This is a genomic window from Polaribacter sp. BAL334 (assembly GCF_015767435.1).
In the GTDB taxonomy this organism is placed as follows: Bacteria; Bacteroidota; Bacteroidia; order Flavobacteriales; family Flavobacteriaceae; genus Polaribacter.
Genome location: NZ_JADWOV010000245.1, coordinates 36,168 through 61,335 on the forward strand (window position 1 = coordinate 36,168; position 25,168 = coordinate 61,335).

Genomic DNA, 25,168 nt, shown 5'->3' on the forward strand with positions numbered 1-25,168 from the left:
TTTAGTCAAAATTCCTCAAAAAAAATATTTGTGGAATATGATGTAAAAAAAATCAAATATTTACCACAGAGCATTTAGTCGCGAATTCTAATAACTCTTTGTATTCAACAAATTTTATTGATTTTGAAAATCAAAATGAAAATATTGAAAAAGATGAATATGGAAATTATATAGTTCGAGAAAAAAGAATTAAGGCAAATAGCATGAAATATTATATGACTTTAAAAGACAACAATTTATATTTTGTAAGCACTCCACCAAAAAACAAAAAAGAAATTGTTGCTATTGATAGTGTTCCAAAAATAAATTGGAATATTTCTGAAACTGAAAGTAAAAAGATAAATAATTTTACATGTTACAAGGCAACTACAGTATTTAGAGGTTCTGAAATAGTGGTATATTACACACCTGAAATCCCTATTGGTTTTGGGCCATTTAAATTTAAAGGCTTGCCTGGTTTGATTCTTGAAGTTTATAATGTAGATACAAAAGGACAAAAATATCACTGGAAAGCCAAGAAAATTGTCTATCCTTATCAAACTAATATTGATTTATTATTCAATCCAAAAAATCATATTGTTCCAATTGTTTCAAATAGAAGTATCGTTGAAAACTTTGAAAAAAAAATGACGTTAGTTTCACAAAAAGTGATAACGAGTTCACCTAGAGGCGATGTTACAAGACTTGGTAAAATTGAAAGAACAAGTATTGAAAAAAAATATGAATGGGAAGAAGAATAACTACAACTTCACTTTTTTTTACAATGGTTTTATTTCATATCCATTGTTTTTCCCAAATAAAAATTGCTGGAACAATCTCAAATACGACAGAAAAACTAAGCTCGGTTAGTATTGTTTTAAAAGACAGCATTTCTGAAGCTATTATAGATTACACTTTTTCTGACGATAAAGGAACATACACCCTAACAACTTCCAAAAAGGGAAAATTTTCCATTAGCTTTTCATCATTAGGGTATAAAACCAAAACGATTTCTTTTGAAATTGACAATCAAAAAGAGCTAAAAATAGATGCTATTTTAGAAGAACAACCTTTTGAAATCAATGAAATCATCATAGAATCTGAAAAAGCCATCAAATTAAAAAAAGATACCATCACTTTTAAAACTAAATTTTTTGTCAATGGTACTGAGCAAACTGTAGAAGATTTATTGAAAAAAATCCCAGGTTTAAATATCGATTCTAATGGCACCATCAAAGTAGGCAATCAAGAAATAGAAAAATTGATGGTTGATGGTGATGACTTGTTTGAAAGAGGCTATAAAATTCTTTCTAAAAACATGCCTGCTTATCCCATTGAAGAAGTAGAAGTGCTAAAAAGATATTCTAACAACCGATTGTTAAAAGGTATTGAAGAAAGTGATAAAGTAGCTTTGAACCTAAAATTAAATGAAAATGCAAAACGTATCTGGTTTGGCAACACCACAATTGGCAAAGGAAATGACTCCTTTTATGAACTCAAGGCAAATCTCATGAACTTTGGCAAGAAAAATAAATACTATTTTTTGACCAATGTAAACAGCATTGGCTATGATGCCACTGGCGATATTCAGAATTTGATTTCTCCTTTTAGAGTCAATGAACCTGGTAATATTGGCGATGATCAACAAGTGGCAAGTTTGTTGAGTCTTTCCAATACAAGTGGTCTAAATTTTAAAAGAAGTAGAACCAATTTTAACAATGCTGAGTTATTGTCCTTAAATGCTATTTTTAATCCAACAGAAAAACTCAAAATAAAAACATTGGGATTTTTTAATTGGGATGAAACTGATTTTTTCAGAAACAGCAGTGAGGTTTTTAATGTTGGAAACACCAACTTTACCAATACCGAAAATTTTGAACTCAGAAATACACAAAAAATAGGGTTTGGAAAACTAGATATTAATTACACTATTTCAAAAACAGCAACCTTTGAAACGGTTACTAAATACAATGATGGTAACTATTTTGCCAACTCAAACTTACTTTTTAACGGCAATTCAACCCTCGAAAATTTGAATAGTAGCAACTTTCTTTTTGATCAAAAAATAAATTATACTAATAAGTTCAAGGATTCAAAAGTGTTTTTGCTTACAGGACGTTTTATCAATGAAGAAACGCCTCAAAACTATACCATCAATCAATTTTTTTATGGGGATTTATTTCCTGATGTTACTAACGCAAATAATGTAAGTCAACAAAACAACAACAACATGATTTTTGCGGGCGTAAACGCCCATTTATTAGACAGAAAAGAAAATGGAAATTTGCTAGAAATTCAGTTTGGAAATGAATTTCGCAAAGACAGATTGACATCTCTTTTTTCTATTTTGGAGGATGAAACTGTCTTAGAAAATCCTTTAGCATATCAAAATAACACTTCTTATTTTGTGAATAATAGTTTTTTGAAAACAAAATATCTATATAAAATCAATGATATTGCACTGAGTGGAACGCTCAATTTTCATCAATTGTACAATCGTTTAGAAACGGAAAACAGTACAAAAGATGCCTCTCCCTTTTTCATCAATCCAAGTGTTGGCTTAGATTGGAAATTGAATGATAAAAATAAAATCATGTCTTCTTTTGGATATAACATTAAAAATGCTGGAATTTTAGATGTGTATGAAAATTTTGTATTGACTGGTTTTCGATCGTTTTCAAAAGGAACAGGAAATTTTAATCAACTGAATGCTTCCAATTTTTTAGTGAACTATCAGTTGGGCAATTGGAGTGATCGCTTTTTTGCGAATACATTTTTTATATTCAATAAAAATCATGATTTCTTTTCCACAAATTCCATCATCACTCAAAACTACTCACAATCAGAAAAAATTCTTATTCAAGACAGTGAGTTTTTAAGTGTTCAGAGTAATTTTGATTATTATTTTAATGCGATTTCTTCCAACTTAAAAATTGATGTAGGTTACAGCAAAAACAATTTTAAAAATAGCATCAACAATGCTGATTTAAGAGAAATCACTTCCAATTCCATGCAATATGGTTTTGAATTGCGTTCTGGTTTTCAGGGAATTTTCAATTATCATATAGGTACAAAATGGCACACAAACACCATTAAAACTACTATTGAAAATTCATTTACAGACAATACTTCTTTTTTGGATATGTCTTTTGTTTTTAAAGAATCCTTTGATCTCCAACTCCAATCAGAACGTTATTATTTTGGGAATTTTGCCAACAACAACACCTATTATTTTTTAGATTTAGATGCACGTTATCAATTAAAAAAAGACAAAATAACGCTTCATCTTTCTGGAAAAAATTTGTTCAACACTCAATCATTTCGAAACTTTTCCATCAGTGATTTTGGTTCTTCCACCACAGAATATCGATTATTACCAAGAATGATTTTATTAAAAATGGAGATTCGTTTTTAACCCTTAAACTTCAACACCTCACTCCTCCCTTTTTTAAAAATTTTGTTGCTTGCGTGTTTTCCTTTGCGGAGTTCTTTTTGGGTTTCGTATGGCAAATGAATGATTTCTTGACAGGCTGTTGAGCAGCAATTTTCCATTTTCTCAGCACATTCATCACATTGAATAAACAACAAATGACAGCCTTCGTTCGCACAATTGGTATGTGTATCTGCAGTTTTTCCACATTGATGGCAATGTGCTATCACATCCTCTGAAATTTTTTCTGCACGTCTGTCATCAAATACAAAGTTTTTTCCTAAAAACTTGTTTTCAATTCCCAAAGTATTTACTTGGCGTGTATATTCAATAATACCCCCTTCTAATTGAAACACATTTTTGAATCCTTTGTGTTTGTAATAGGCAGATGCTTTTTCGCAACGAATGCCCCCTGTGCAATACATCAATAATTTTTTGTCTTCTTTGTGGTCTTTTAATTCGGCTTCTATCAAATCCAACGAATCACGAAAAGTATCCACATCTGGCGTAATGGCGCCTTCAAAATGTCCAATTTCACTTTCATAATGATTGCGCATGTCCACGCAAATGGTGTTTGGATCCGTCAATAAAGCATTGAATTCAGCCGCGTTTACATGAATTCCTTTGTTCGTTACATCAAAAGTTGCATCATTCAAACCGTCAGCCACAATTTTGTTTCTGACTTTTACTTTGAGTTTTAAAAAGGATTTATTGTCTTGCTCAATGGCAACATTCAGGCGGATGTCTTTCAAAAAAGAAATGCTATCCAATTGCTTTTTCAACGCGTGCATATTCTCTGAAGGAACAGATAATTGCGCATTGATGCCTTCGTAAGAAACATAAATACGTCCTAAAACATCCAATGCATTCCACTCTAAAAACAATTTATCTCTTAAAATCTGTGGGTTTTTTATCTGATGGTATTGATAAAAAGAAATGGTAATTCGGTCTTTGCCAGCGGCATCAATTAAGGCAGCACGTTCTTGTGCGCTTAACTTGTTGTACAGTTGCATGCTATACTTTTTTTAAGTTATACGTTATTAGCTGAACATTTTTCAGCTCTTTTGATTATGTACTGCAAATGTAAACAAATATTTGAACATGTTAATGTGTTGTTTTATAGCTATTTACAACTACATCGTTTTCTTAAATAAATCCTCAAAACCTAACATTTATCATGTTTTTAGAACTATTGTGGGTTTAATTTTGTGGCTCATAAGCAAGTAATACAGCAACATAAATATACATATTATGATTTTAGAAGAAATGGTATCCGTAGCAACCAACAACAACGATTTTAAAAAAGGCGTTTGGAATACGAGCATTAACGTGCGTGATTTTATCCTTCAAAACATCCTTCCTTATCACGGAAATGACCATTTTTTAGTAGGACCAAGTCCGAAAACAGTGGCTCTTTGGAATGTTTGTAAAAAATTTACCCAAGAAGAAAGAGAAAGAAATGGAGTACATTCAGTGGATACTGAAACCATTTCAGGAATTGCCAATTTTAAAGCAGGCTACATTGACAGAGAAAATGAAGTGATTGTAGGATTGCAAACAGATGCCCTTTTGAAACGCGCAATGAAACCTTTTGGAGGCTATAAAGTGGTTCAAAAAGCATTGGAGGAACACGGATTTCAACCTAGTGATGAAATCAATACCTTGTTTAGTAAATATGTAAAAACCCACAATGATGGTGTTTTTGATGTGTATAATTCCGAAATCAAAAAACTAAGAAACTTAGGATTTTTAACAGGTTTGCCAGATAATTATGCACGAGGTAGAATTATTGGTGATTATAGAAGAGTCGCTTTGTATGGAATTGATCGTTTGATTGAAGCTAAAAAACAAGATTTAGCATCCATCAAAGGCCCTATGACAGATGCTGTAATTCGTTTGCGTGAAGAAGTTGCCGAACAAATCAAAGCCTTGAAAGACATGATTGTGATGGGAAATCATTACAATTTGGAACTCAATCGTCCTGCAGAAAATGCTCAAGAAGCCGTGCAATGGACATATATGGCGTATTTGGCAGCTGTAAAAGAACAAGATGGAGCTGCTATGTCTTTAGGAAATGTAGCTTCGTTCTTGGATATTTATATTGAAAGAGATTTGCAAAACGGATTCATTTCCGAAGAAGAAGCGCAAGAATTTATTGACCAATTTGTGATGAAATTGAGAATGGTGCGTCACTTGAGAATGGCAGCCTATGACGAAATTTTCGCTGGCGACCCTACTTGGGTTACTGAAGCCATTGGTGGTATGTTGCATGATGGAAGAACAAAAGTAACCAAAACAGCGTTCCGATTTTTACATACTTTATACAATTTAGGTCCATCACCAGAACCAAATATTACGGTTTTATGGTCTCCTTATTTGCCTACGAATTTCAAAAAATACTGTTCAAAAGTAGCGATTGAAACCTCCTCTATCCAATTTGAAAATGATGCTTTGATGAGAACCACAAGAGGTTCTGATGATTACGGAATTGCCTGCTGTGTGTCTTACCAAGAACTAGGAAAACAAATTCAGTTTTTTGGTGCAAGAACCAACTTGGCAAAAACACTTTTATTGGCCATCAATGGTGGTCGATGTGAAATCACAGGAACTAAAATTGTAGATGGCATTGAACCCATTCAAGGAGTGTTGGATTATGAAAAAGTCATGGCAAACTTTGCAATCGCTATGAAAAAAGTAGCGCAAGTGTACAATGATGCCATGAACATCATACATTATATGCATGATAAATATTATTATGAAAAAGCCCAAATGGCATTGATTGATACCAATCCTGATATTAATATTGCTTACGGAATTGCAGGTTTATCTATTGTTGCAGATTCTTTGTCTGCTATCAAATATGCGAAAGTAACTCCTATTTTTAATGAAGAGGGATTGACGGTTGATTTCAAAATTGAAGGCAACTTTCCAACCTATGGGAATGATGATGATCGTGTAGATTTGATTGCAAAAGATGCTGTAAAAGCGTTTAATGACGAACTCAAAAAACTCGCCGTTTATAAAAATGCCACTCCTACCATGTCTGTGTTGACCATTACATCCAATGTAGTGTATGGTAAAAAAACAGGTGCCACTCCTGATGGAAGAGCTTATGGAGTGCCTTTTGCCCCAGGCGCAAATCCAATGCATGGAAGAGATACCAATGGTGCTATTGCTTCTTTAAATTCTGTATCGAAAATAGATTACAGAGATTCTCTTGACGGAATTTCAAATACCTTTTCGATTGTTCCAAAATCATTGGGAGCTACTAAAGAAGAGCAAATTGACAATTTGGTAGGCACACTTACAGGCTATTTTGATCACGGAGCACAACATTTAAACGTGAATGTGTTTGACAAAGAAACCCTATTAGATGCTATGGAACATCCTGAAAATCATCCTCAATTGACAATTAGAGTTTCTGGATATGCCGTTAATTTTATTCGATTGACCAAAGAACAACAAATGGAAGTGATTTCGCGATCTTTCCACGAGTCTTTATAATAATTTGTATATTAGTTGAATTAGGATTCAAAAAATAGGATTTTCGCCTTCAAAAGCGCTGTATCGTCTTCATTAAAATAACCCTATTTTTTGAATCCTTTTTATCATCAGAAAAACTACTTCTTATCAAAACATCTGAAAACATATTACGCGTTCATTCCATTGAATCTTTTGGCACTCATGATGGGCCAGGCATACGAATGGTCGTTTTTTTGCAGGGATGCAAATTGAAATGTGTGTATTGCCACAACCCAGATACGATTGATACGCATGGTGGTGAGGATATGGACATTGAAACGTTGGTACAAAAAGCCATCCGTATGAAATCCTATTTTGGTGAAACTGGTGGAGTGACCGTTTCAGGTGGAGAACCTTTGTTGCAAGCCACCAATTTGATTGCCTTTTTCAAGCGTTTGAAAGAAGAAAACATTCATACTACTATTGATACCAATGGGCGAATTTTAAACCATCCTGTTACAGAATTGTTGGATGACTATACCGATTTAATTATGCTTGACATCAAACACATGACCGAAGAAGGGTTTAAAAAAATTACAGGACAAAAGAACAAAGAAACGGCTTTTTTAATGGCGAAACATCGAGAAGCAACTGGCAAAAAAATGTGGTTGCGCTATGTGTTGATTCCCGAAATCACGAGTCATCCTGAATTGTTGCATCAACTAGGTGCTTATTTCAAAGATTTTACCACCATTGAACAACTAGAAATTCAACCTTATCACAAATTAGGCGTCCACAAATGGGAGGCTTTGGGATGGGAATATCCGTTAAAAAACGCTAGAGAAAATACCGAAGCTGAATTGCAATCTGCAAAAGCTATTTTAAGTAACTACTTTCAAAAAGTAAAAATCAACTAACTTATGAATGCACAAAAACTAAAAAACCGTTGGCTAATTGCTGCTTCTGCAGTGGGAATTCACATTTCAATTGGCTCCGTCTATGCCTATTCTGTCATGACAAATCCTGTAAAAGATATTTTTGAAGTGGAAGGAAGCACCGTAAAATGGGCGTTTAAAATTGCTATTTTATTGTTAGGTTTATCCGCAGCATTTTTAGGAAAATGGGTAGAAAAAGTAGGTCCTAGAAAAAGTGGGATTACAGCTGGTATTTTATATGGTGTGGGCATTTTAGGTTCGGGATTGGCTGTTCAATTGGATTCTTTGTGGTTGTTTTATCTTTGCTATGGGGTTATTGGTGGAATTGGATTGGGAGTAGGTTATATTACTCCAGTAAGTACTTTGGTAAAATGGTTTCCAGACAGAAGAGGATTGGCTACAGGAATGGCAATTATGGGTTTTGGATTTGCTGCGTTGATATTTGGTCCCATCATGGCAAAATTATTTGAAACAGTAGGCGTTGCAAACACCTTTTATATTTTAGGTACGCTTTATACCATCATTATTTTATCCTCAGCCAATTATATTGAAAGACCTCCTGTTGGTTATTTTCCTGAAGGATTTGATGACGCTGCAAAAAACGCTATCAAACAAGATATTTCGAATGTTACCGCAAACGAAGCACTCAAATCGGAACGATTTTACTATATCTGGATCATGATGTTTATCAATATTTCCTGTGGGATTGCCATCATTTCTGCTGCCAGTCCTATGATGCAGGAAAAACTAAATTACACGTCCATGCAAGCAGCAACTATTGTAGGTTTTATTGGGGTTTTTAATGGATTAGGAAGACTTTTATGGTCTACGATTTCTGATTATTTAGGCAGAGCAAATACCTATATTTTGTTCTTTGCTTTCCAAGTTTTAGCGTTTTATTTCCTTCCAAAAATTGGTGTAGAAAGTATCTTTTTATTGGTTTTATTCACAGTCATCACCATGTATGGAGGAGGTTTTGCCACATTACCTGCTTTTTTGGGCGATTTATTTGGCACCAAACAATTGGGTGCAATTCACGGATATGTTTTGGCTGCATGGGCTTTGGCTGGCGTGGTAGGCCCTACTATTTATGATATGGTGAAAGAAAAAACAGGTTCTTTAGACACTACCTTGCTCATTTTTGCAGGTTTGTTTGTCATCGCGCTTGTCATCTCTATTTTGATGAAAGTATCCATTCTAAAATCAGAAAAATTGGCAAAAAAGACGCTAAGTTTCGGGTAAAATGTATCTTTTTGATGTTAATTCAAAAAATGAGGTTGTAAATAATAGTGTAAATAGCTTGTTGAGTGTAATTATTTTATTGGATAAAAAAATAGTTTTTTTTGCCACGGATTCACAAATTTCAAGGATTTCATCACCATAATTGTTTTCATCTTTGATGAAAATTCAAATTTATTGGATTCATAGTGATCAAAAATCCGTAAATCAGTGGCAAAAAAGGCACTAAGTTTTGGGTAAAGTTCATTTTGAACAACCGTAAAAGTTAAATTTTAAACACCAGAAATGTTGTTGCTTCAATTTTAAACTTTTCTTGATTTAACGGTTTTTGAGGCAATAGAATCCTACATTTTTTAAGATATTTGCAGCCTAATTACAAAAAACAAATTTCAAATGAAAATAGCAGTTGTGGGTGCTACAGGAATGGTCGGCACAGTCATGTTACGAGTTTTAGAAGAACGCAATCTTCCCATCACAGAATTGATTCCGGTTGCATCCGAAAAATCTGCAGGAAAAACCTTGACTTTCAAAGGAAAGGAATATACGATTGTGACGCTTGAACAAGCTGTTGCTCTAAAGCCTGAAATCGCATTGTTTTCTGCTGGTGGTGAAACCTCGTTGTTATGGGCTCCAAAATTTGCTGCTGTAGGCACCAAAGTAATTGACAATTCTTCAGCTTGGCGAATGGATGTTGATAAAAAATTGGTCGTGCCAGAAATCAATGGGGATGTGTTGACCAAAGACGATTATATCATTGCGAATCCTAATTGCTCTACCATTCAATTGGTGATGGTCTTAGCACCTTTGCATTTAAAATACACTATGAAACGTGTGGTAATTTCTACCTATCAATCTGTTTCTGGGACAGGTGTAAAAGCCGTGCAACAATTGGCAAATGAAGAAGCAGGAATTGAAGGCGAAATGGCTTATCATTATAAAATTGGTAGAAATGCCATTCCTCAATGCGATGTATTTTTAGAAAATGGCTACACTAAAGAAGAAATGAAATTGGTGAAAGAACCTAAAAAGATTTTACGCGATGATTCGTTTTCAGTAACTGCTACTGCTGTCAGAATCCCTACTGCAGGAGGACATTCAGAGGCTGTAAATGTGGAATTTGAACATGATTTTGATGTGGCTGAAGTTCGTCGAATTTTAAGTGAAACTCCAGGTGTGATTGTGCAAGATGATTTGGCAAACCATATCTATCCAATGCCTATCACTGCCAATGACAAAGATGACGTTTTTGTTGGGCGTATCCGAAGAGATGAATCTCAAAAAAATACCTTAAATTTGTGGATTGTTGCAGATAACTTGCGTAAAGGAGCAGCAACCAACACGATTCAGATTGCTGAATATTTAATCGCTCACAACTTGGTATAATTTTATTTTTCATAATGTCAACATTTTATAAAACTAGCATTCAAGAGATTACACACGAAACCGCAACTGCGGTTTCTGTGTTATTTCACATTCCTGAAAACCTTCAAAAAGAATTTCAATTCACAGCAGGACAGTACATTACATTGCAAAAAGAGATTCATGGAGAAACCGTACGACGTGCCTATTCAATTTGCTCTACACCACAAAGTGGCGAAATACGAGTAGCCATCAAAGCTGTGGAAAAAGGCGTGTTTTCTAGTTATGCAACCTCCGAATTGAAAGTGGGGGATGCTATTGAAATTTCTGCCCCAGAAGGCCGCTTTCAATTGCAACCTCAACCCAACAAAAACTATATTGGGTTTGCTGCAGGAAGTGGAATTACGCCGATTTTATCGATGTTGAAAACGGTTTTAGAATCCGAACCAAGTGCCACTTTTACGCTTGTTTATGGAAATAGAACTGTTTCCGAAACGATGTTTTACACTGAATTATTGGCATTGAAACAGCAATATCCCAATTTTCAGTTGGAATTTATTTGCAGTAGAGAGCGTCAAGAAAATGCATTGTTTGGCAGAATAGACAAAGCTTTCACCAATTTTTTTATCAAAAACAAATACAAGGACACCTCTTTTGATGCAGCTTTTTTATGCGGTCCTAAAGACATGATTGACACGGTTTCCAACACCTTGAAAGAGGGAGGATTGTCATCAGAAAACATTCATTTTGAGTTGTTTACAACTGCAGTTGATGCGGAAGCTAGCTCGCAAATTAAAGACGGTACTACTTCCATCACCATCCTTTTGGACGATGAAGAAACCACGTTTACGATGACCCAAACAGACACCATTTTGGCAGCTGCTTTGCGAAATCATATTGATGCCCCTTATTCGTGTCAAGGAGGGGTTTGTAGTTCGTGTTTGGGGAAAGTGACCGAAGGAAAAGCCGTGATGACGAAAAATTCTATTTTGACAGATGGCGAAGTGGCAGATGGATTTATTTTAACCTGTCAGGCACATCCTGTAACTCCAAAAATCACGATTGATTTTGATGATGTATAAAACATCCGTATTTTTGTAAAGTATGGATATTTACAATATAAAAAACGCCCTACTTATTGGATTTTTCATGGCTTTCATGATAGGGCCTGTTTTTTTTATGTTGATACAAACCAGTATCTTAAAAGGAGCAAGAGCCGCCATCATTTTTGATTTGGGGGTGATTTTGGGCGATATTTCCTTTATTCTTATTGCGTATTATGGCAGTAGGTCGTTGTTAGAAAAAATAAAAGACGACCCTCGATTGTTTTTTATTGGTGGCATGGTATTGATTATTTATGGATTGATTACCTATTTTGACAAGGAAAATAAAAAAGAAGCGCTAGAAAGTAGTGAAATTTTAGAAATTCCTATCAAGAACAACTATTTAAAACTTTTTATCAAAGGCTACTTCTTAAACTTTATCAATATTGGTGTTTTAACCTTTTGGTTGGGTGCCGTTTTGGTTATTGGGCCCTCTTTGGACATGAGTCGAACAGCCATATTTTCCTACTTTGGGTTTATCATTTTGGGCTATTTCCTTACGGATTTGGTAAAAATCTTTTTAGCCAAAAAACTAAAAGATAAAATGACGCCTGCTTTGGTGTATCGCATCAAAAGAATTATGGGGATTATTCTGATTGTTTGTGGTGTTTTCTTGATGCTGAAAGGGTTTATACCGAATGATAAGATCAATTCGATGATGAAAATTTCGGCAGTTATTGCTTCATAAAGCAGTTGTTTTTATACTAATTGAAAACATTGAAAGGAATCAAAGACCATACAAAGCTTTATGAACTCTTAGATATTTGATTAAAAAATAGTGTAAAAACAACGTGCCACTATCAAATAAAGTGGCACATTGTGGTACTTTATTTTAAAGCTTTGCCCCAACTGAAACAAAAAAGGTTCTGCCTTCTCCCGGTAATATTCCCGGACCTGGATACCCTCCAGCTCTTCTTGTTGCGTACATTTGGTTGGTTAGGTTGTTGATGCCAGCTTTGATATTATAGTTCTTCAGCCATTTGTATTCTGCAGAAAAATCCATTACTTCATAACCATCTAACCAGCCGGTTACTCCATTAGCCGAAGGGTTTTGAGTGTTGTTGGCATCCGTAAAAATACCCCCTGAAGTGCGGTATTGTAGAGTAGAAGAAAAATTATTTTTGCTATACACTAAGCCAAAATTATGCACATATCTTGGGGAATTTTCTACGCGATTGCCGTTTAAATTGCTTTCTGTAATTACCACATTGGGTGCTGAACCACTTGTGGTAAACACACTAAAATCAGTATAGCGAGCATCAATAAAACTCATCGTAGCAAATAGCTCTAGATTTCCGAAAGTGTTGTGGATGTTAAAAAATCGAGCAACATTAAAATTCACAAAACTTTCTATTCCTTGGTTTACGGTTTCGCCTAAATTGGTTCGATATAAAAATGTTCCTTGAGTTGGGTCGTTATTCACAAACTGACGAATTCCCCCAATACGGTTGTTGTAACGTAAGTAAAACAAACTTACATCAAAATTGATATAATTATTAATGGTTCCACGATAGCCCAAATCGGCATTATACCCAGAAGCATCGCTTAAGTTTGGATCGATAACGTCGGTAACTGCTGGTGGGGTAAAGTCAGAAAATAACACTGGACGAAATGCCTGTGTGATGTTCGCATACAAATTGGTGGTACCAAACACATACTCCAACCCAAAACCAAATAAAGCTCTGCTACGAGAAATGTTTTTATTTTCGAACGGCACTTCATTGCCAGATTGTAATCCAAATCTACCCCTTCCGATGTTTTCGATGTATTCGTATCGAACTCCGGGAGTGATGCTGAATTTTTCGGTTACTTTAAATTGATTTTCTGCAAAGACAGCTACATTGTTGGTTAAAAAATCTAATGCTCTTGGATAGATTCCTTCTACGCTCAAATCATAATCTGCTGCGGCAGTGCCACGACCTTCTTGATTTCGGATGGTATTTGCACGATATAATCGAACTCCAAATGCCAAATTATTTTCCATTTTCCCTAAATTATAGTGCCATAAATTTCTGTTTTCTAAGCCAAAATTTTCATAGAAATCTCTATCCACTCTTCGGTTGGCATATTGGTCGGTTGCCGGATTGATAGCATCTGGAATATTTGGAGTAGCCGTAAAACCCACGCTGTTTCTTTCTCCCACCAAGCCGAAAAACTTGGTATTAGAGGTTAATCGTTCTGAAATTTTGGTGTCAAAGTTCACCGAAAACACATTCCAAGGCACGCCAAACCAATTTCGTTCTCTTACGGATTGACGAGGATTTTCATCAAATTGAGCATCGGTTAAACCACCTCCTTGCTGCAATTCATAGTTCATGTTCGTATATTCCGCCGAAAGTTTGGTATTTTCTGTAAAAGCATATTCCAAAAACAAATGCGAGTTTCGTACTTTGTATTGGCTGTTTTCTCTCCAGCCATCTGCACTTCGGGAATGATTGTAGGCATAATAAGAAAACTTGCCTAATTTTCCACCAATGGCATTGTAGCTGCTCATTAAATTATAACTACCTACAGTATTTTGGGTTTCGAAAGAGAATTTTTTGGTGTTTTCGCGTTTCAATACATAGTTTAGCATCCCACCAAATTGTGGCCCATATTGCAAGGCAGCACCACCTCTGATTAATTCAATGTTTTCCACCGCTTCCAAAGGAGGGTTATAATACGCTTCAGGATAGCCAAACACATCTGCAGAGACATCGAAGCCGTTTTGTCTAACATTCAATTCCCAACTTCTATTGGGGCTTAACCCTCTGACTCCCACATTTATTTGTACACCAGAGCCATCATTTTCCCAGATATTTACTCCTGGTATTCTCGAAAAAACTTCACGAGCATTATTGGTGGTTAGGTTCGCATTGAAAGAAGAAAGTTTTAACACTTCATTTTTTTTTCCAGAAAAAATGGCATTTTTTTGGGTTTCGGGCAAGCGATCTGGACTCACTCTTACAGATGACACTACCACTGTGTCTAATCTTACAATCGTATCGTTTAAAATAACATTCTGATTTTGTGCATGCATGTACAAACTGCATCCAAAAGCGAAAAGAGCATACAATTTTCTCATTTAAAATTTATTTAGATTAATTCTTGATTGCAAAAGTAAAAGCAGATTTCTAATTATGCAAAACTTATTTAGATTAATTTTAAATTAATTTTGGTTTTTAACAATTCTGGGGGAATTGTTCAATTCTTGTTTTGATGGAATTTGTTGTTTATGAAGGTATTTGGAAGTATGCACCATTTTTGTTTTTTTTGATGCTATAAAGAAATGCGCTTATTATTGTTTACTCAAAACAAATACAAATTCTTAATGTATTCCAGTATATTGCCTTTTTATATTGATGCAAACTTCTGTTCAAAACCCAACTTTCAAATTAGGATTCCTGGTTTTTAACGAATAAACTCTCGTGAATAACTTTATTGTTTGATCGAAAACTCATACAAATTACGCCCTTTAAAGCCTGTTTTTTCGTCAGTAATATAAAGGGTATTGTTGTTTTTAAAACAAACACCTTCTTTTTGGGAAATATGTTTGAACAACTTGGTAATGACTGTTCCTGTTAAAAAAGCATCGCCTTCAAAATCAGTAAAAATCATGACATTTTTCTCTGAAAGTAATACCACTTTTGTCCCATCATCGGAAATCGCTGCCCCAGTAATCCAAGAATGGCTGCTATTTCCGTTGTAATATTTGCCCACCAATTGTGCTGTGTGTTTCCCTGGTGTTGCAGGGATTTTATACATATAGGTTTGACCATACCGATTTTTTACCCTGCTTTTGGTGAAAATGTAAAAATGGTTTTTAAAATAAAAAAAGGCTTCTGCATCAAAACAAAGTGCTGTCTTTTGGGGTGGAAATGCTTGCTGGTTTTCGTATTCAAAAGCAATGGTTTCTACAACAACCTCAGCAGTAGTCATAAAAGTATGAGGAATTTTTAGGATGCGTAAATTTTGACGGTTGTTGCGATTGTTGCCAAAATCACCTATGTATAGATTGCCTTTTTCATCCCTAGTGATGTCTTCCCAATCGTGATTTTCAGCATCAATTGTCAGTTCTTTGACAATCGTTCCTTTTCTGGAAACCCCATAAATTTTCGAAGCATTTCCCCCATCATTGTGCATCCAAATCAGCTTACTGTGAGGAAGGGTTTGATTGCCAGAAACTTCGTTTAAGTCTCTTGGTAAATCAGCCAAAAAAGTAAGTTTGCCAAAATTTTCATTGATTTGACAGCCTACACATCCTAAAAAAAGAATAGAAATAGCTAGTTTCTTCATGTGATTACCAACCTCCAGAGGCTCCTCCTCCACCAAAAGAACCACCACCAAATCCGCCCCCAAAGCCTCCAAATCCACCCCCACCTGAAGAACCGCCTCCGAAGCCACCTCCAAAACCACCACTTCTTCTGCCTGCATTGGTCAAAATAATGGTGTCTAAAATAGTTTCGAGCGGAGATTGATTTCTGTAGTTTTTGCCCCCATTATTATTTCCTTTGGAAGCCATAATGATGACGATAATGACAATAACGATAAAGATAACAACACCGATGGGAAATTTTTCCTCTTCTTTTTTTCGAGTGCCTTTGAATTCACCTTGCAGTGTTCTGAAAATATAGTCAGCGCCTGCATCTAAACCACTATAAAAATCGCCTTTTTTAAACTCGGGAATGATGACCCTATCAATGATGCGTTTGGATTCAAAATCGGTTAAAAACTCTTCCACACCTTTGCCCGATTGAATGGTGATTTTCCGATCGTCTTTGGCCAATAAAATGAGAATTCCATTGTCTTTGACGGCATCTCCAATTCCCCATTTTTCTCCCCAATTGGCAGCTAAATAGGCTATATTTTCACCTTCTGTTGAAGCAATAATAGCCACAACAATTTGTGTTGAAGTGGTATCTGAATACCTTACCAACTTGCTTTCTAAATTGGCTTTTTGTTCTTTGGTGAGTAAATTTACATAGTCGTAAACACTGGTTTGAAAAGTGGGTTTTTCGGGAATGGTATATCCTTGAGAAAAAAGTGTTTGGAAACAAAGAATGAATCCTAAAAACAACACCTTTTTACTAAAAACTAAAAACTGAAAACTAAAAACTGGCTCCCTCATCCTTTAGAAATTTGATTGGAAAGTTCGTTTTCATCATCCACTTGCCAAGGAAAATGAGCTTTCAGTTCTTCACCTGCTTTTAGAATTCCATCAATCAAGCCTTGTTTGAAATTGCCTTTTTTAAAATGGGCTTGCATAATTTCCTTGGTGCTTTCCCAAAAATCATTGGGAACTACATAATTGATGCCCTTATCACCACAAATTACAAATTTATGATCGTGAACAGCCACATAAATCAAGACGCCATTTTGGTCTTTTGTGCTGTTCATTTCCAACAAATAAAACACCTCTAAGGCGCGTTCATAAGGATCTTTTTCCGTGGAATGTTCGATATGAACGCGTATTTCTCCAGAGGTATTTTTTTCAGCAACTTTGATCGCTGCTACAATTTCTTGCTCATCATTGGGTGATAAAAAAGCTTCAATTTCGCTCATTTATTCTTTTTTCTTATTGAAATCGAAGTTTACATTAGGCGCTTTTTCTGAACCTGGGTCTGATTTGTAACGACTCATTTCATCAAAATTGAATACCCCTGCTAAAAACGAATTTGGGAATATTTTGATGTGTTTGTTGTAATTGTTTACCCCTTCATTAAAACGATCTCTTGCTACATTGATACGGTTTTCTGTACCTTCTAATTGACTTTGCAATTCTAAAAAATTCGCATTTGCTTTTAAGTCAGGATAGCGTTCTACCACCAATAATAATTTTGATAATGCACCACTCAAACCTGTTTGTGCTTGCTGGAATTGCGCCATGTTTTCAGGTGTCAAATTGTTGGCATCTATGGTTGTTGATGTTGCTTTTGAACGCGCTTCAATCACTTGTGTTAGGGTTTCTTTTTCAAAATCCGCTGCACCTTGTACCGTTTTTACCAAATTGCCAATCAAATCATTTCTTCGTTGATACGCACTTTCTACATTAGACCAAGTGGTCTTTGAGTCTTCTTGCAACACTACTGCTGTGTTGTTAAAATTTTTTGCCCAGCTGTAAAATCCGAAGATGATTACTACTATAATAATTACTGGAATAAGCCATTTTCTCATATTTTTTTGTTTTTTAGTGGTTTGTTAATGGGTTTTGGTGGATGGTTGTTGGGTTTAACTCTATACTCTTTTCTCTTTATTCTCTATTCTTCACTCTGTCTCTACAACTGATTTTTAATTTTGACAAGTTCCGCTTTTACGGCTTCTAGCCTATTGATAATTTCGTGATTGTTAAAAATAGCTGTTGGGTTTTTCTTCAGTTTTTGTTTTGCTCCTTCGAGTGTGAAACCGTTTTCTTTGACTAAATTATAGATTAGTTTGATGTTTTTTAAATCTTCTTGCGTAAAAAGTCGATTTCCTTTGGCGTTTTTTTTGGGTTTTAACACGTCAAATTCTTTCTCCCAAAAACGGATTAACGAAGTGTTTACTTGAAACGCTTGTGCCACTTCACCAATTTTATAGTATCGTTTTTCGGGTAACTCTATATACATATCATTTAATCTAAAGATTGACTTTCTTCTGATGCTTTTTGCAATGCTGCAAATTCTTCTAATGTTAAATCAGCATAATAAAAATTAATAGGATTCAACGAAACTCCATTTTTCAACACTTCATAATGCAAATGAGGAGAAACTGACAATCCTGTATTGCCAACATATCCAATCAAATCGCCTCTTTTTACATATCTTCCATTTGCAGTGGCAATTTTGCTCATGTGCGCATAAATTGTTTGATAGCCATAACCGTGACTAATATACACAACATTTCCGTAAGTACTGCTTCTTTCGGCTAAAATAACTCTGCCATTTCCTGAAGCGTAAATGGGTGTTCCTTTTGCCGCAGAAAAATCCATCCCTTTGTGAAATTTATTGATTTTTAAAATGGGATGCATTCGCATTTGAAATCCTGATGCCACATAAAAATCTTCTTTTTTTACGGGTAAAATGGCAGGAATGGATGCCAACATATTCTCTTTGTCTTTTGCCAAATTGACAATCTCGTCCAAAGATTTTGATTGAACCACCAACTGTTTTGACAAAATATCAACCTCTTTTGTAAGATTGATGATCAACTTAGAATTGTCATATCCTTCCAAATCTTTGTAACGATTTACCCCTCCAAAACCTGCTTTTCGCTGTTCTTCGGTAATTGGATTTGCTTCAAAATAACTTCGATAAATATTGTTATCTCGTTGTTGAATTTCATCTAAAATGGTGGCGGTTTCCTCTAATCTTTTGGTCAATAACTCGTAATGAAGTTTCAAATTTTCCAACTCCCGTTTTTGAGCACGCTGTTTTGGCGACATGATAAACTGACTAAACGTAAAAAAACCAATAAATGCAATCAACAAGACAGCAATGGTGCTAAAAATAATTCTACGTGAATAAAACCCCTTTTTTACCTTTATTCTTCGGTAGGTAAGAGTTGCTTCATCATAATAATATTTTACTTTCGCCATAATGCTAAATATACTATTTTTGCGGTAATAAATCGTTTTTTAACGCAAAACCTATGTTTTATAACTTACAAATCTAAAAAATATTTTATTAGTGCTTTTTATTACATGGTTTTTTTAAAATTAATTAACACAATCCAACTTCCATTAGAAACATTTTCTCTATGAAATCTCAAGATATTCGTGCTACATTTTTACGCTTTTTTGAAGAAAAATCGCATTTAATTGTTCCATCTGCGCCTTTAGTCCCTAAAGACGACCCAACATTGATGTTTGTCAACTCGGGTATGGCGCCATTTAAAGAATACTTTTTAGGAAATGGCATCCCAAAAAACGCACGAATTGCTGACACTCAAAAATGTTTGCGAGTTTCTGGCAAGCACAATGATTTGGAGGAAGTGGGTTATGATACCTATCATCACACCTTGTTTGAAATGTTAGGGAATTGGTCTTTTGGTGACTACTTTAAAAAAGAAGCCATTGCTTGGGCTTGGGAATTGTTGACCGAAGTTTTTAAAATCGATAAAGAGATTTTATACGTAACCGTTTTTGAAGGCAGTAAAGAAGACAACCTTGAAATGGACACAGAGGCATACGAATTGTGGAAACAATTTATTCCTGAAGACCGCATTTTAAAAGGCAATAAAAAAGACAATTTTTGGGAAATGGGCGATCAAGGACCTTGTGGGCCTTGTTCGGAAATTCATGTGGACATTCGTTCCAAAGAAGAAAAAGCAAAAATTGATGGTAAAGATTTGGTAAACAACGACCATCCACAAGTAGTGGAAATCTGGAATTTGGTGTTTATGCAATTCAACCGAAAAGCAGATGGGTCTTTGGAAAATTTGCCTAACAAACACATTGATACAGGAATGGGTTTTGAGCGTTTATGCATGGTGTTGCAAGGGGTTCAATCCAATTATGATACGGATGTTTTTACACCCATTATCAGAGAAATTGAGACGATAACCAATACCAAATATGGCGCAAACCCAAAGCAAGATATTGCCATTCGTGTGCTTTGTGATCATATCAGAACAGTGGCTTTTTCCATTGCAGATGGACAGTTGCCAAGCAATACAGGAGCAGGCTATGTCATTCGTCGAATTTTAAGACGTGCAGTGCGTTATGGCTTTACGTTTCTCGATAAAAAAGAACCTTTTATGTATCGATTAACAACAGTGTTGAGTGAGAAAATGGGGGTTGCTTTTCCGGAATTGAAAGAACAAAAAAAGTTGATTGAAAATGTAATCAAAGAAGAAGAAGCTTCTTTTTTAAGAACATTAGAGCAAGGATTGTTGTTATTGGATGGCATTATTTCAACTTCAAAAACCACTCAGATTTCTGGAGAAAAAGCCTTTGAATTGTATGATACCTTTGGATTTCCCATCGATTTGACATCCTTAATTTTATCAGAAAAAGGATTTACCTTAGATGAAAAAGGATTTCAAGAAGCATTGCAAAAACAAAAAAATCGTTCTAGAGCTGCTAGTGAATCTAGCACAGAAGATTGGTCAGTGATTAGAGAAGATGCTTTTGAAGAATTTGTTGGATATGACTACACTGAAGCGGATGTAAAAATCACCAAATACCGAAAAGTAACTTCTAAAAAAGACGGAGAATTGTTTCAATTGGTGTTCAATTTAACACCATTTTATCCTGAAGGAGGAGGTCAAGTGGGTGATCAAGGATTTTTAAAAGATCGTCAAGGAGACGTGGTGTATGTGATTGATACAAAGAAAGAAAACAACTTAATTATCCATTATACCAAGAATTTACCCACCAATATCAACGATGTTTTTCAAGCTGTAGTGAGCAGTGAACATCGAAAATTATCGGCAAGCAATCATACAGCTACGCATTTATTACACCAAGCATTGCGCACTATTTTAGGAACGCATGTGGAGCAAAAAGGCTCTTTAGTGAAACCACAATCATTGCGTTTTGACTTTTCGCATTTTGCCAAATTGACTGCTGATGAACTGCGTGATATTGAATATTTTGTGAATGCACGAATTGATGGCAAATTGCCTTTAGAAGAAAAAAGAAATATTCCTTTACAGCAAGCACTTGATGAAGGAGCTATGGCACTTTTTGGAGAAAAATATGGAGATACTGTAAGAAGCATTAAATTCGGGAAATCTGTAGAGCTTTGTGGTGGAATTCATGTGAAAAACACAAGTGAACTTTGGCATTTCAAAATCGTTTCTGAAGGCGCAGTTGCAGCAGGAATTAGACGTATTGAAGCGATTACCAATGAAGCTGTAAAAAACTTTTATTTTGATACGCACAGTACTCTTTCTGAAATCAAACAAGTATTAAACAACGCCAAAGAACCTGCAAAAGCAGTACAAAGTTTGCAAGAAGAAAATGCTGATTTGAAAAAACAAATTGAGCAATTATTAAAAGAAAAAGCTGCAAACGTTTCTGAAGTTATTCAAAATCAGTTGCAAGAAATCAATGGTGTGCAATTTTTAGCAACCAAAGTGGATTTGGATGCCAATAGCATTAAAAATATTGCTTTTGGATTGGGGCAAAAACACCATAATTTATTTTTAGTTTTTGCAACTTCAAGTGGAAATGACAAAGCCATGATTACCTGCTATATTTCAAAAGAATTGGTAACCGAACGTGGATATGATGCTGGAAAAGTAGTGAGTGAATTAGGAAAACTCATTCACGGTGGTGGAGGTGGTCAAAATTTCTTTGCTACTGCTGGCGGAAAAAATCCTGGTGGAATTCCGAAAGTATTGGAAAGAGCAAAGGATTATTTAAGTTAGGTTTTAAACTTTTTTTTACTTTTAGTGTCTAAAGAAAATAGTTGACTTTATAGAATCGATTTGAAATAAAAAGATTAGATTTGGTTTACTGTAGGCAATTGATTATCAACAACCTAAACTATGCCCTATTTAGATACTTTTTCAGGAAACTGGACCTCAAAAGAGGCAAGGCATTTATTAAAAAGAACCTCTTTTGGAGTTACTCAAAATTTAGTTGAAACGGCAGTTTCATTAGGTTTGTCTGGTACAATCGAAAAACTTTTTGAAGAAAATTCGCTTCCAGAACCCCCTCTAAAATATCAATTAGATGGTGTTGGAGGTACCAAAATAAATGACCCTGGTGCAAATTATGGAGAAACTTGGGTGAATTCGCCTGTTTATCCTGATGCTGCTTCGACTCAAGATAGAACTCGAATCTATTTTTCTAGAAACCGATCTTTTTATGCGTGGTCTTTTTTACAGCTGCAAAATGCAGAAATGTCAATAAGAGAAAAACTTACGTTGTTTTGGCACAATCATTTTGTATCTGAAAACGCTAATCCACACAGGGAGTATTATTATATGGATGTTTTGCGAAGAAATTCTTTAAAAAACTTTAAAGAATTGGTAAAACAGATAACAGTAGATCCAAATATGCTTATCTATTTGAGCGGTTCACAAAATACAGTGAATGCGCCCAATGAAAATTATGCAAGAGAATTGTTAGAACTTTTTACCATCGGAAAAGGAAATGCTGTTGGAAATGGAGATTACACGAATTATACTGAAAATGATGTCATTGAAATTGCAAAAGTATTGACAGGATGGCGTGTTCGAAGTTTGCAAGATGCAAATACCTTGAGCTCTTTCTTTTCGAACTTTAATCATGCAAAAGGCACTAAACAATTATCACATAGATTTAACAATGCCATTATTTCAGAAAATGGGGCGAATGAATACAAAGATTTAATTGACATTATTTTTCAACAAGAGGAATGTTCAAGATTTATTGCTAGGCAATTTTATAGATGGTTTGTAAATGCTGAAATATCAACAGACATAGAAACCAATATTATTATTCCTTTGGCTACGATAATTAGAGACCATAATTATGATATTGTTCCTGCTTTAAAAGTGCTATTATCATCAAATCATTTTTTTGAAAGTACTTTTTGTATGGTAAAAAGCCCCATAGATTTATTGCTTTCAACGACAAAATCTTTACTGTTTTCAGCCCCAAAAACGTCCGTTAATGATGAGTATAATTTTGCATATATCTTATATTTAGCTGCAACAGATTTAAATCAATCTTTGTTTCATCATCCAGATGTTGCAGGATGGAAAGCCTATTATCAAGAACCATTATTCTATAAAAGTTGGATCAATAGTTATTTATTGCCTAAAAGATTGGAATACTGCAAAATTATTGTGACTGGTGGAGATTTAATTATTGATGAAAAAAAATATACAGTTCCACCATTAATTCCGGTATTAGAGGTTGCAGCAGGTATTGTAAATTCTCATGACCCCAACATTTTAATTACAGAATTATCAAATCAATTATTTAATTATCCAATTACCGAAAGTCAATTAACATCATTGAAAGAAATTTTAATTCCTGGATTACCTGATTTTGAGTGGACAGTAGAATACGCATCATATATAAACAATCCTACTGACAATGCCATGCGAATTTCTGTAGAAAACAAACTACGAAATCTTATTGCTGTTATGGTACAAATGTCTGAATTTCAAATTATGTAATGCTGATGAAGACGAACAAATTAAATAGAAGAGATTTTATAAAGCTAAGTGCTTTTGCTTCAGCTGCCTTGCCAATAACATTGAGTGGTTTTCCATTGTTTGCAAACGACAAACCAAAAGAATATCAATTTTCAGAAGACAATGAAAATATTCTAGTTTTAATTCAATTACAAGGAGGAAATGATGGATTAAACACCGTTTTTAATCTAAATCAATATGACAACCTACAAAGTGTTCGCTCAAATATTATTATTCCTGAAGCAAATTTAGTTTCCATTGATGGTGAAACGAGTTTTCATCCTTCATTATTAGGGATGAAAACCATTTGGAATCAAGAAAAATTATCAATCATTCAGAATGTAGGGTATCCAAATCAAAATAGGTCGCATTTTAGATCTACTGATATTTGGAATTCTGCATCAGCTGCAGATCAATACATTTCTTCAGGTTGGCTTGGACGCTTTTTCGATGAAAATCATGCAGCATATCCAGAAAATTATCCAAACACAAACAATCCACATCCATTTGCCATTACTTTAGGAAAAGTAGTTTCGGAAACGTGCCAAGGAACAAATTCAAATTTTTCAATGGCAATCTCTGACCCTACAAATCCAGGAACAGCTTTGGCGTCTAATACCGGTGAAATGCCTGCTAACTGTTATGGTGATTCATTAGATTTTGTTAATAAAACCATTGCTCAAACAAATGCGTATGCAGATGTAATAGTCAAAGCCGCAAATTCAGGTAATAATTTATCAACCAAATACGAAAATAGCAACAACAATAAATTAGCAGGAAAACTCAAAAATGTAGCCAAATTAATTTCTGGCGGATTAAAAACTAAGATTTATATTGTTCAATTGGGTGGATTTGATAATCATGACAATCAGGTAATTGCTGGAGATGTTACACAAGGAAAACACAGTGATTTATTAAAAGAATTATCAGATGCAATTGTTGCATTCCAAGAAGATTTAGAATTGTTAAAAATAGATCATAAAGTAATTGGATTGACCTACTCTGAATTTGGAAGAAGAATTCGTTCTAATGGTGCATTCGGCACAGACCATGGCTCTGCAGCCCCTTTGTTTTTGTTTGGTACTTGTGCAAAAAATCAAATTTTAGGTGATGCCCCTCAAATTGACACTCAAGTTGATGACCAAGAAGGTGTACAAATGCAATATGATTTTAGAAATATATATAGTACCCTTTTAACTGATTGGTTGGGTGCAACAAAACAACAATCTACCAATGTTTTATTTGATGAATTTGCTGCTTTACCACTTTTTAAAGAAGGCTGTGCTGCTTCATTATCAACCACTGATTTTATATTAAAAGAATTAGAAATTGAGGTGTATCCAAATCCAACAGTTCATACAATCAATATCCAATTTTTGGGGAATGACGAAAACATAAAAATTACATTGTATAATAGCATAGGTGCAATTGTAAAACAGGTTACAAATCAACGATTTAGTGCAATACAACACACCTTAAAAGTAGAGGTAACAAGCTTACCAAAAGGAAATTATTTTATACATTACCAATCAAAAGGAATTTCAAGAACCAAAAAGTTATTGAAGTATTAA

At 34.7% G+C, this 25,168-nt stretch carries 19 protein-coding genes; 11 read left to right on the forward strand and 8 right to left on the reverse strand.

Features of this window, described 5'->3' with window-relative positions:
- The first annotated feature begins 56 nt into the window (after nucleotides 1–56).
- Together IU405_RS03575 and IU405_RS03580 are read left to right on the forward strand one after the other, a co-directional pair.
- Nucleotides 57–740, forward strand: a complete 684-nt coding sequence (locus IU405_RS03575) for a GLPGLI family protein (protein WP_317193345.1) — start codon at nucleotides 57–59, stop codon at nucleotides 738–740.
- Entirely contained in the window at nucleotides 725–3,394 is a 2,670-nt protein-coding gene (locus IU405_RS03580) for a carboxypeptidase-like regulatory domain-containing protein (protein ID WP_231749512.1), read from the forward strand. Before IU405_RS03575 ends, IU405_RS03580 begins: the two co-directional genes overlap by 16 nt.
- Here the strand turns inward: IU405_RS03580 and IU405_RS03585 are convergent.
- Nucleotides 3,391–4,422, reverse strand: coding sequence for a rhodanese-related sulfurtransferase (locus IU405_RS03585; protein ID WP_197437240.1), 1,032 nt, complete (start codon nucleotides 4,420–4,422; stop codon nucleotides 3,391–3,393). The two genes, IU405_RS03580 and IU405_RS03585, sit on opposite strands and share 4 nt — an antisense overlap.
- Nucleotides 4,423–4,660: 238 nt before the next feature.
- On the opposite strand from IU405_RS03585, the gene pflB reads away from it, so the two are divergent.
- The 6 genes from pflB to IU405_RS03615 all read left to right on the forward strand — a co-directional run bounded on the left by pflB (nucleotide 4,661) and on the right by IU405_RS03615 (nucleotide 12,195).
- Complete coding sequence (pflB, locus tag IU405_RS03590; protein ID WP_410896740.1) at nucleotides 4,661–6,913, forward strand: formate C-acetyltransferase; 2,253 nt, start codon at nucleotides 4,661–4,663, stop codon at nucleotides 6,911–6,913.
- 161 nt (nucleotides 6,914–7,074) lie between these two features.
- Nucleotides 7,075–7,788, forward strand: a complete 714-nt coding sequence (gene pflA / locus IU405_RS03595; protein WP_317193346.1) for a pyruvate formate-lyase-activating protein — start codon at nucleotides 7,075–7,077, stop codon at nucleotides 7,786–7,788.
- A 3-nt stretch (nucleotides 7,789–7,791) separates the two neighbouring features.
- Nucleotides 7,792–9,048 carry an OFA family MFS transporter gene (locus IU405_RS03600; protein WP_197437241.1) on the forward strand — a complete coding sequence of 419 codons (1,257 nt, stop codon included), beginning with the start codon at nucleotides 7,792–7,794 and terminating at the stop codon, nucleotides 9,046–9,048.
- Nucleotides 9,049–9,438: 390 nt separating this feature from the next.
- Nucleotides 9,439–10,428 (forward strand): aspartate-semialdehyde dehydrogenase, encoded by a 990-nt coding sequence (locus IU405_RS03605; RefSeq protein ID WP_197437242.1) that lies wholly within the window; start codon nucleotides 9,439–9,441, stop codon nucleotides 10,426–10,428.
- Between the two features lie 14 nt (nucleotides 10,429–10,442).
- Complete coding sequence (locus IU405_RS03610; protein ID WP_197437243.1) at nucleotides 10,443–11,486, forward strand: 2Fe-2S iron-sulfur cluster-binding protein; 1,044 nt, start codon at nucleotides 10,443–10,445, stop codon at nucleotides 11,484–11,486.
- A 22-nt stretch (nucleotides 11,487–11,508) separates the two neighbouring features.
- The gene (locus IU405_RS03615) at nucleotides 11,509–12,195 is read left to right on the forward strand and encodes a LysE family translocator (RefSeq protein WP_197437244.1); all 687 of its coding nucleotides are present in this window, start codon (nucleotides 11,509–11,511) and stop codon (nucleotides 12,193–12,195) included.
- A 144-nt stretch (nucleotides 12,196–12,339) separates the two neighbouring features.
- Here the strand turns inward: IU405_RS03615 and IU405_RS03620 are convergent, their stop codons facing one another.
- The 7 genes from IU405_RS03620 to IU405_RS03650 form a co-directional block, all read right to left on the reverse strand.
- Nucleotides 12,340–14,571, reverse strand: coding sequence for a TonB-dependent receptor family protein (locus IU405_RS03620; protein WP_197437245.1), 2,232 nt, complete (start codon nucleotides 14,569–14,571; stop codon nucleotides 12,340–12,342).
- 353 nt (nucleotides 14,572–14,924) lie between these two features.
- A complete protein-coding gene (locus tag IU405_RS03625; RefSeq protein WP_231749525.1) occupies nucleotides 14,925–15,782 on the reverse strand; it encodes a hypothetical protein in 858 nt (285 codons plus the stop codon).
- Nucleotides 15,783–15,786: 4 nt separating this feature from the next.
- Nucleotides 15,787–16,614 (reverse strand): TPM domain-containing protein, encoded by an 828-nt coding sequence (locus IU405_RS03630; RefSeq protein WP_197437246.1) that lies wholly within the window; start codon nucleotides 16,612–16,614, stop codon nucleotides 15,787–15,789.
- Complete coding sequence (locus IU405_RS03635) at nucleotides 16,611–17,048, reverse strand: TPM domain-containing protein (RefSeq protein WP_197437247.1); 438 nt, start codon at nucleotides 17,046–17,048, stop codon at nucleotides 16,611–16,613. The genes IU405_RS03630 and IU405_RS03635 overlap by 4 nt, the downstream gene beginning before the upstream one ends.
- Nucleotides 17,049–17,660, reverse strand: coding sequence for a LemA family protein (locus IU405_RS03640; RefSeq protein WP_197437248.1), 612 nt, complete (start codon nucleotides 17,658–17,660; stop codon nucleotides 17,049–17,051).
- 101 nt (nucleotides 17,661–17,761) lie between these two features.
- The gene (locus IU405_RS03645) at nucleotides 17,762–18,091 is read right to left on the reverse strand and encodes a MerR family transcriptional regulator (protein ID WP_197437249.1); all 330 of its coding nucleotides are present in this window, start codon (nucleotides 18,089–18,091) and stop codon (nucleotides 17,762–17,764) included.
- Nucleotides 18,092–18,096: 5 nt separating this feature from the next.
- A complete protein-coding gene (locus IU405_RS03650) occupies nucleotides 18,097–19,059 on the reverse strand; it encodes a M23 family metallopeptidase (protein WP_197437250.1) in 963 nt (320 codons plus the stop codon).
- Nucleotides 19,060–19,220: 161 nt separating this feature from the next.
- Here IU405_RS03650 and alaS point away from each other — a divergent pair, with 161 nt between their 5' ends.
- The 3 genes from alaS (at nucleotide 19,221) to IU405_RS03665 (ending at nucleotide 25,168) form a co-directional block, all read left to right on the forward strand.
- Nucleotides 19,221–21,836 (forward strand): alanine--tRNA ligase, encoded by a 2,616-nt coding sequence (gene alaS, locus IU405_RS03655; RefSeq protein WP_197437251.1) that lies wholly within the window; start codon nucleotides 19,221–19,223, stop codon nucleotides 21,834–21,836.
- Between the two features lie 120 nt (nucleotides 21,837–21,956).
- On the forward strand, nucleotides 21,957–23,579 hold the full coding sequence (locus IU405_RS03660) for a DUF1800 family protein (protein ID WP_197437252.1): 1,623 nt from the start codon (nucleotides 21,957–21,959) through the stop codon (nucleotides 23,577–23,579).
- A gap of 5 nt (nucleotides 23,580–23,584) precedes the next feature.
- Nucleotides 23,585–25,168 carry a DUF1501 domain-containing protein gene (locus tag IU405_RS03665; RefSeq protein ID WP_197437253.1) on the forward strand — a complete coding sequence of 528 codons (1,584 nt, stop codon included), beginning with the start codon at nucleotides 23,585–23,587 and terminating at the stop codon, nucleotides 25,166–25,168.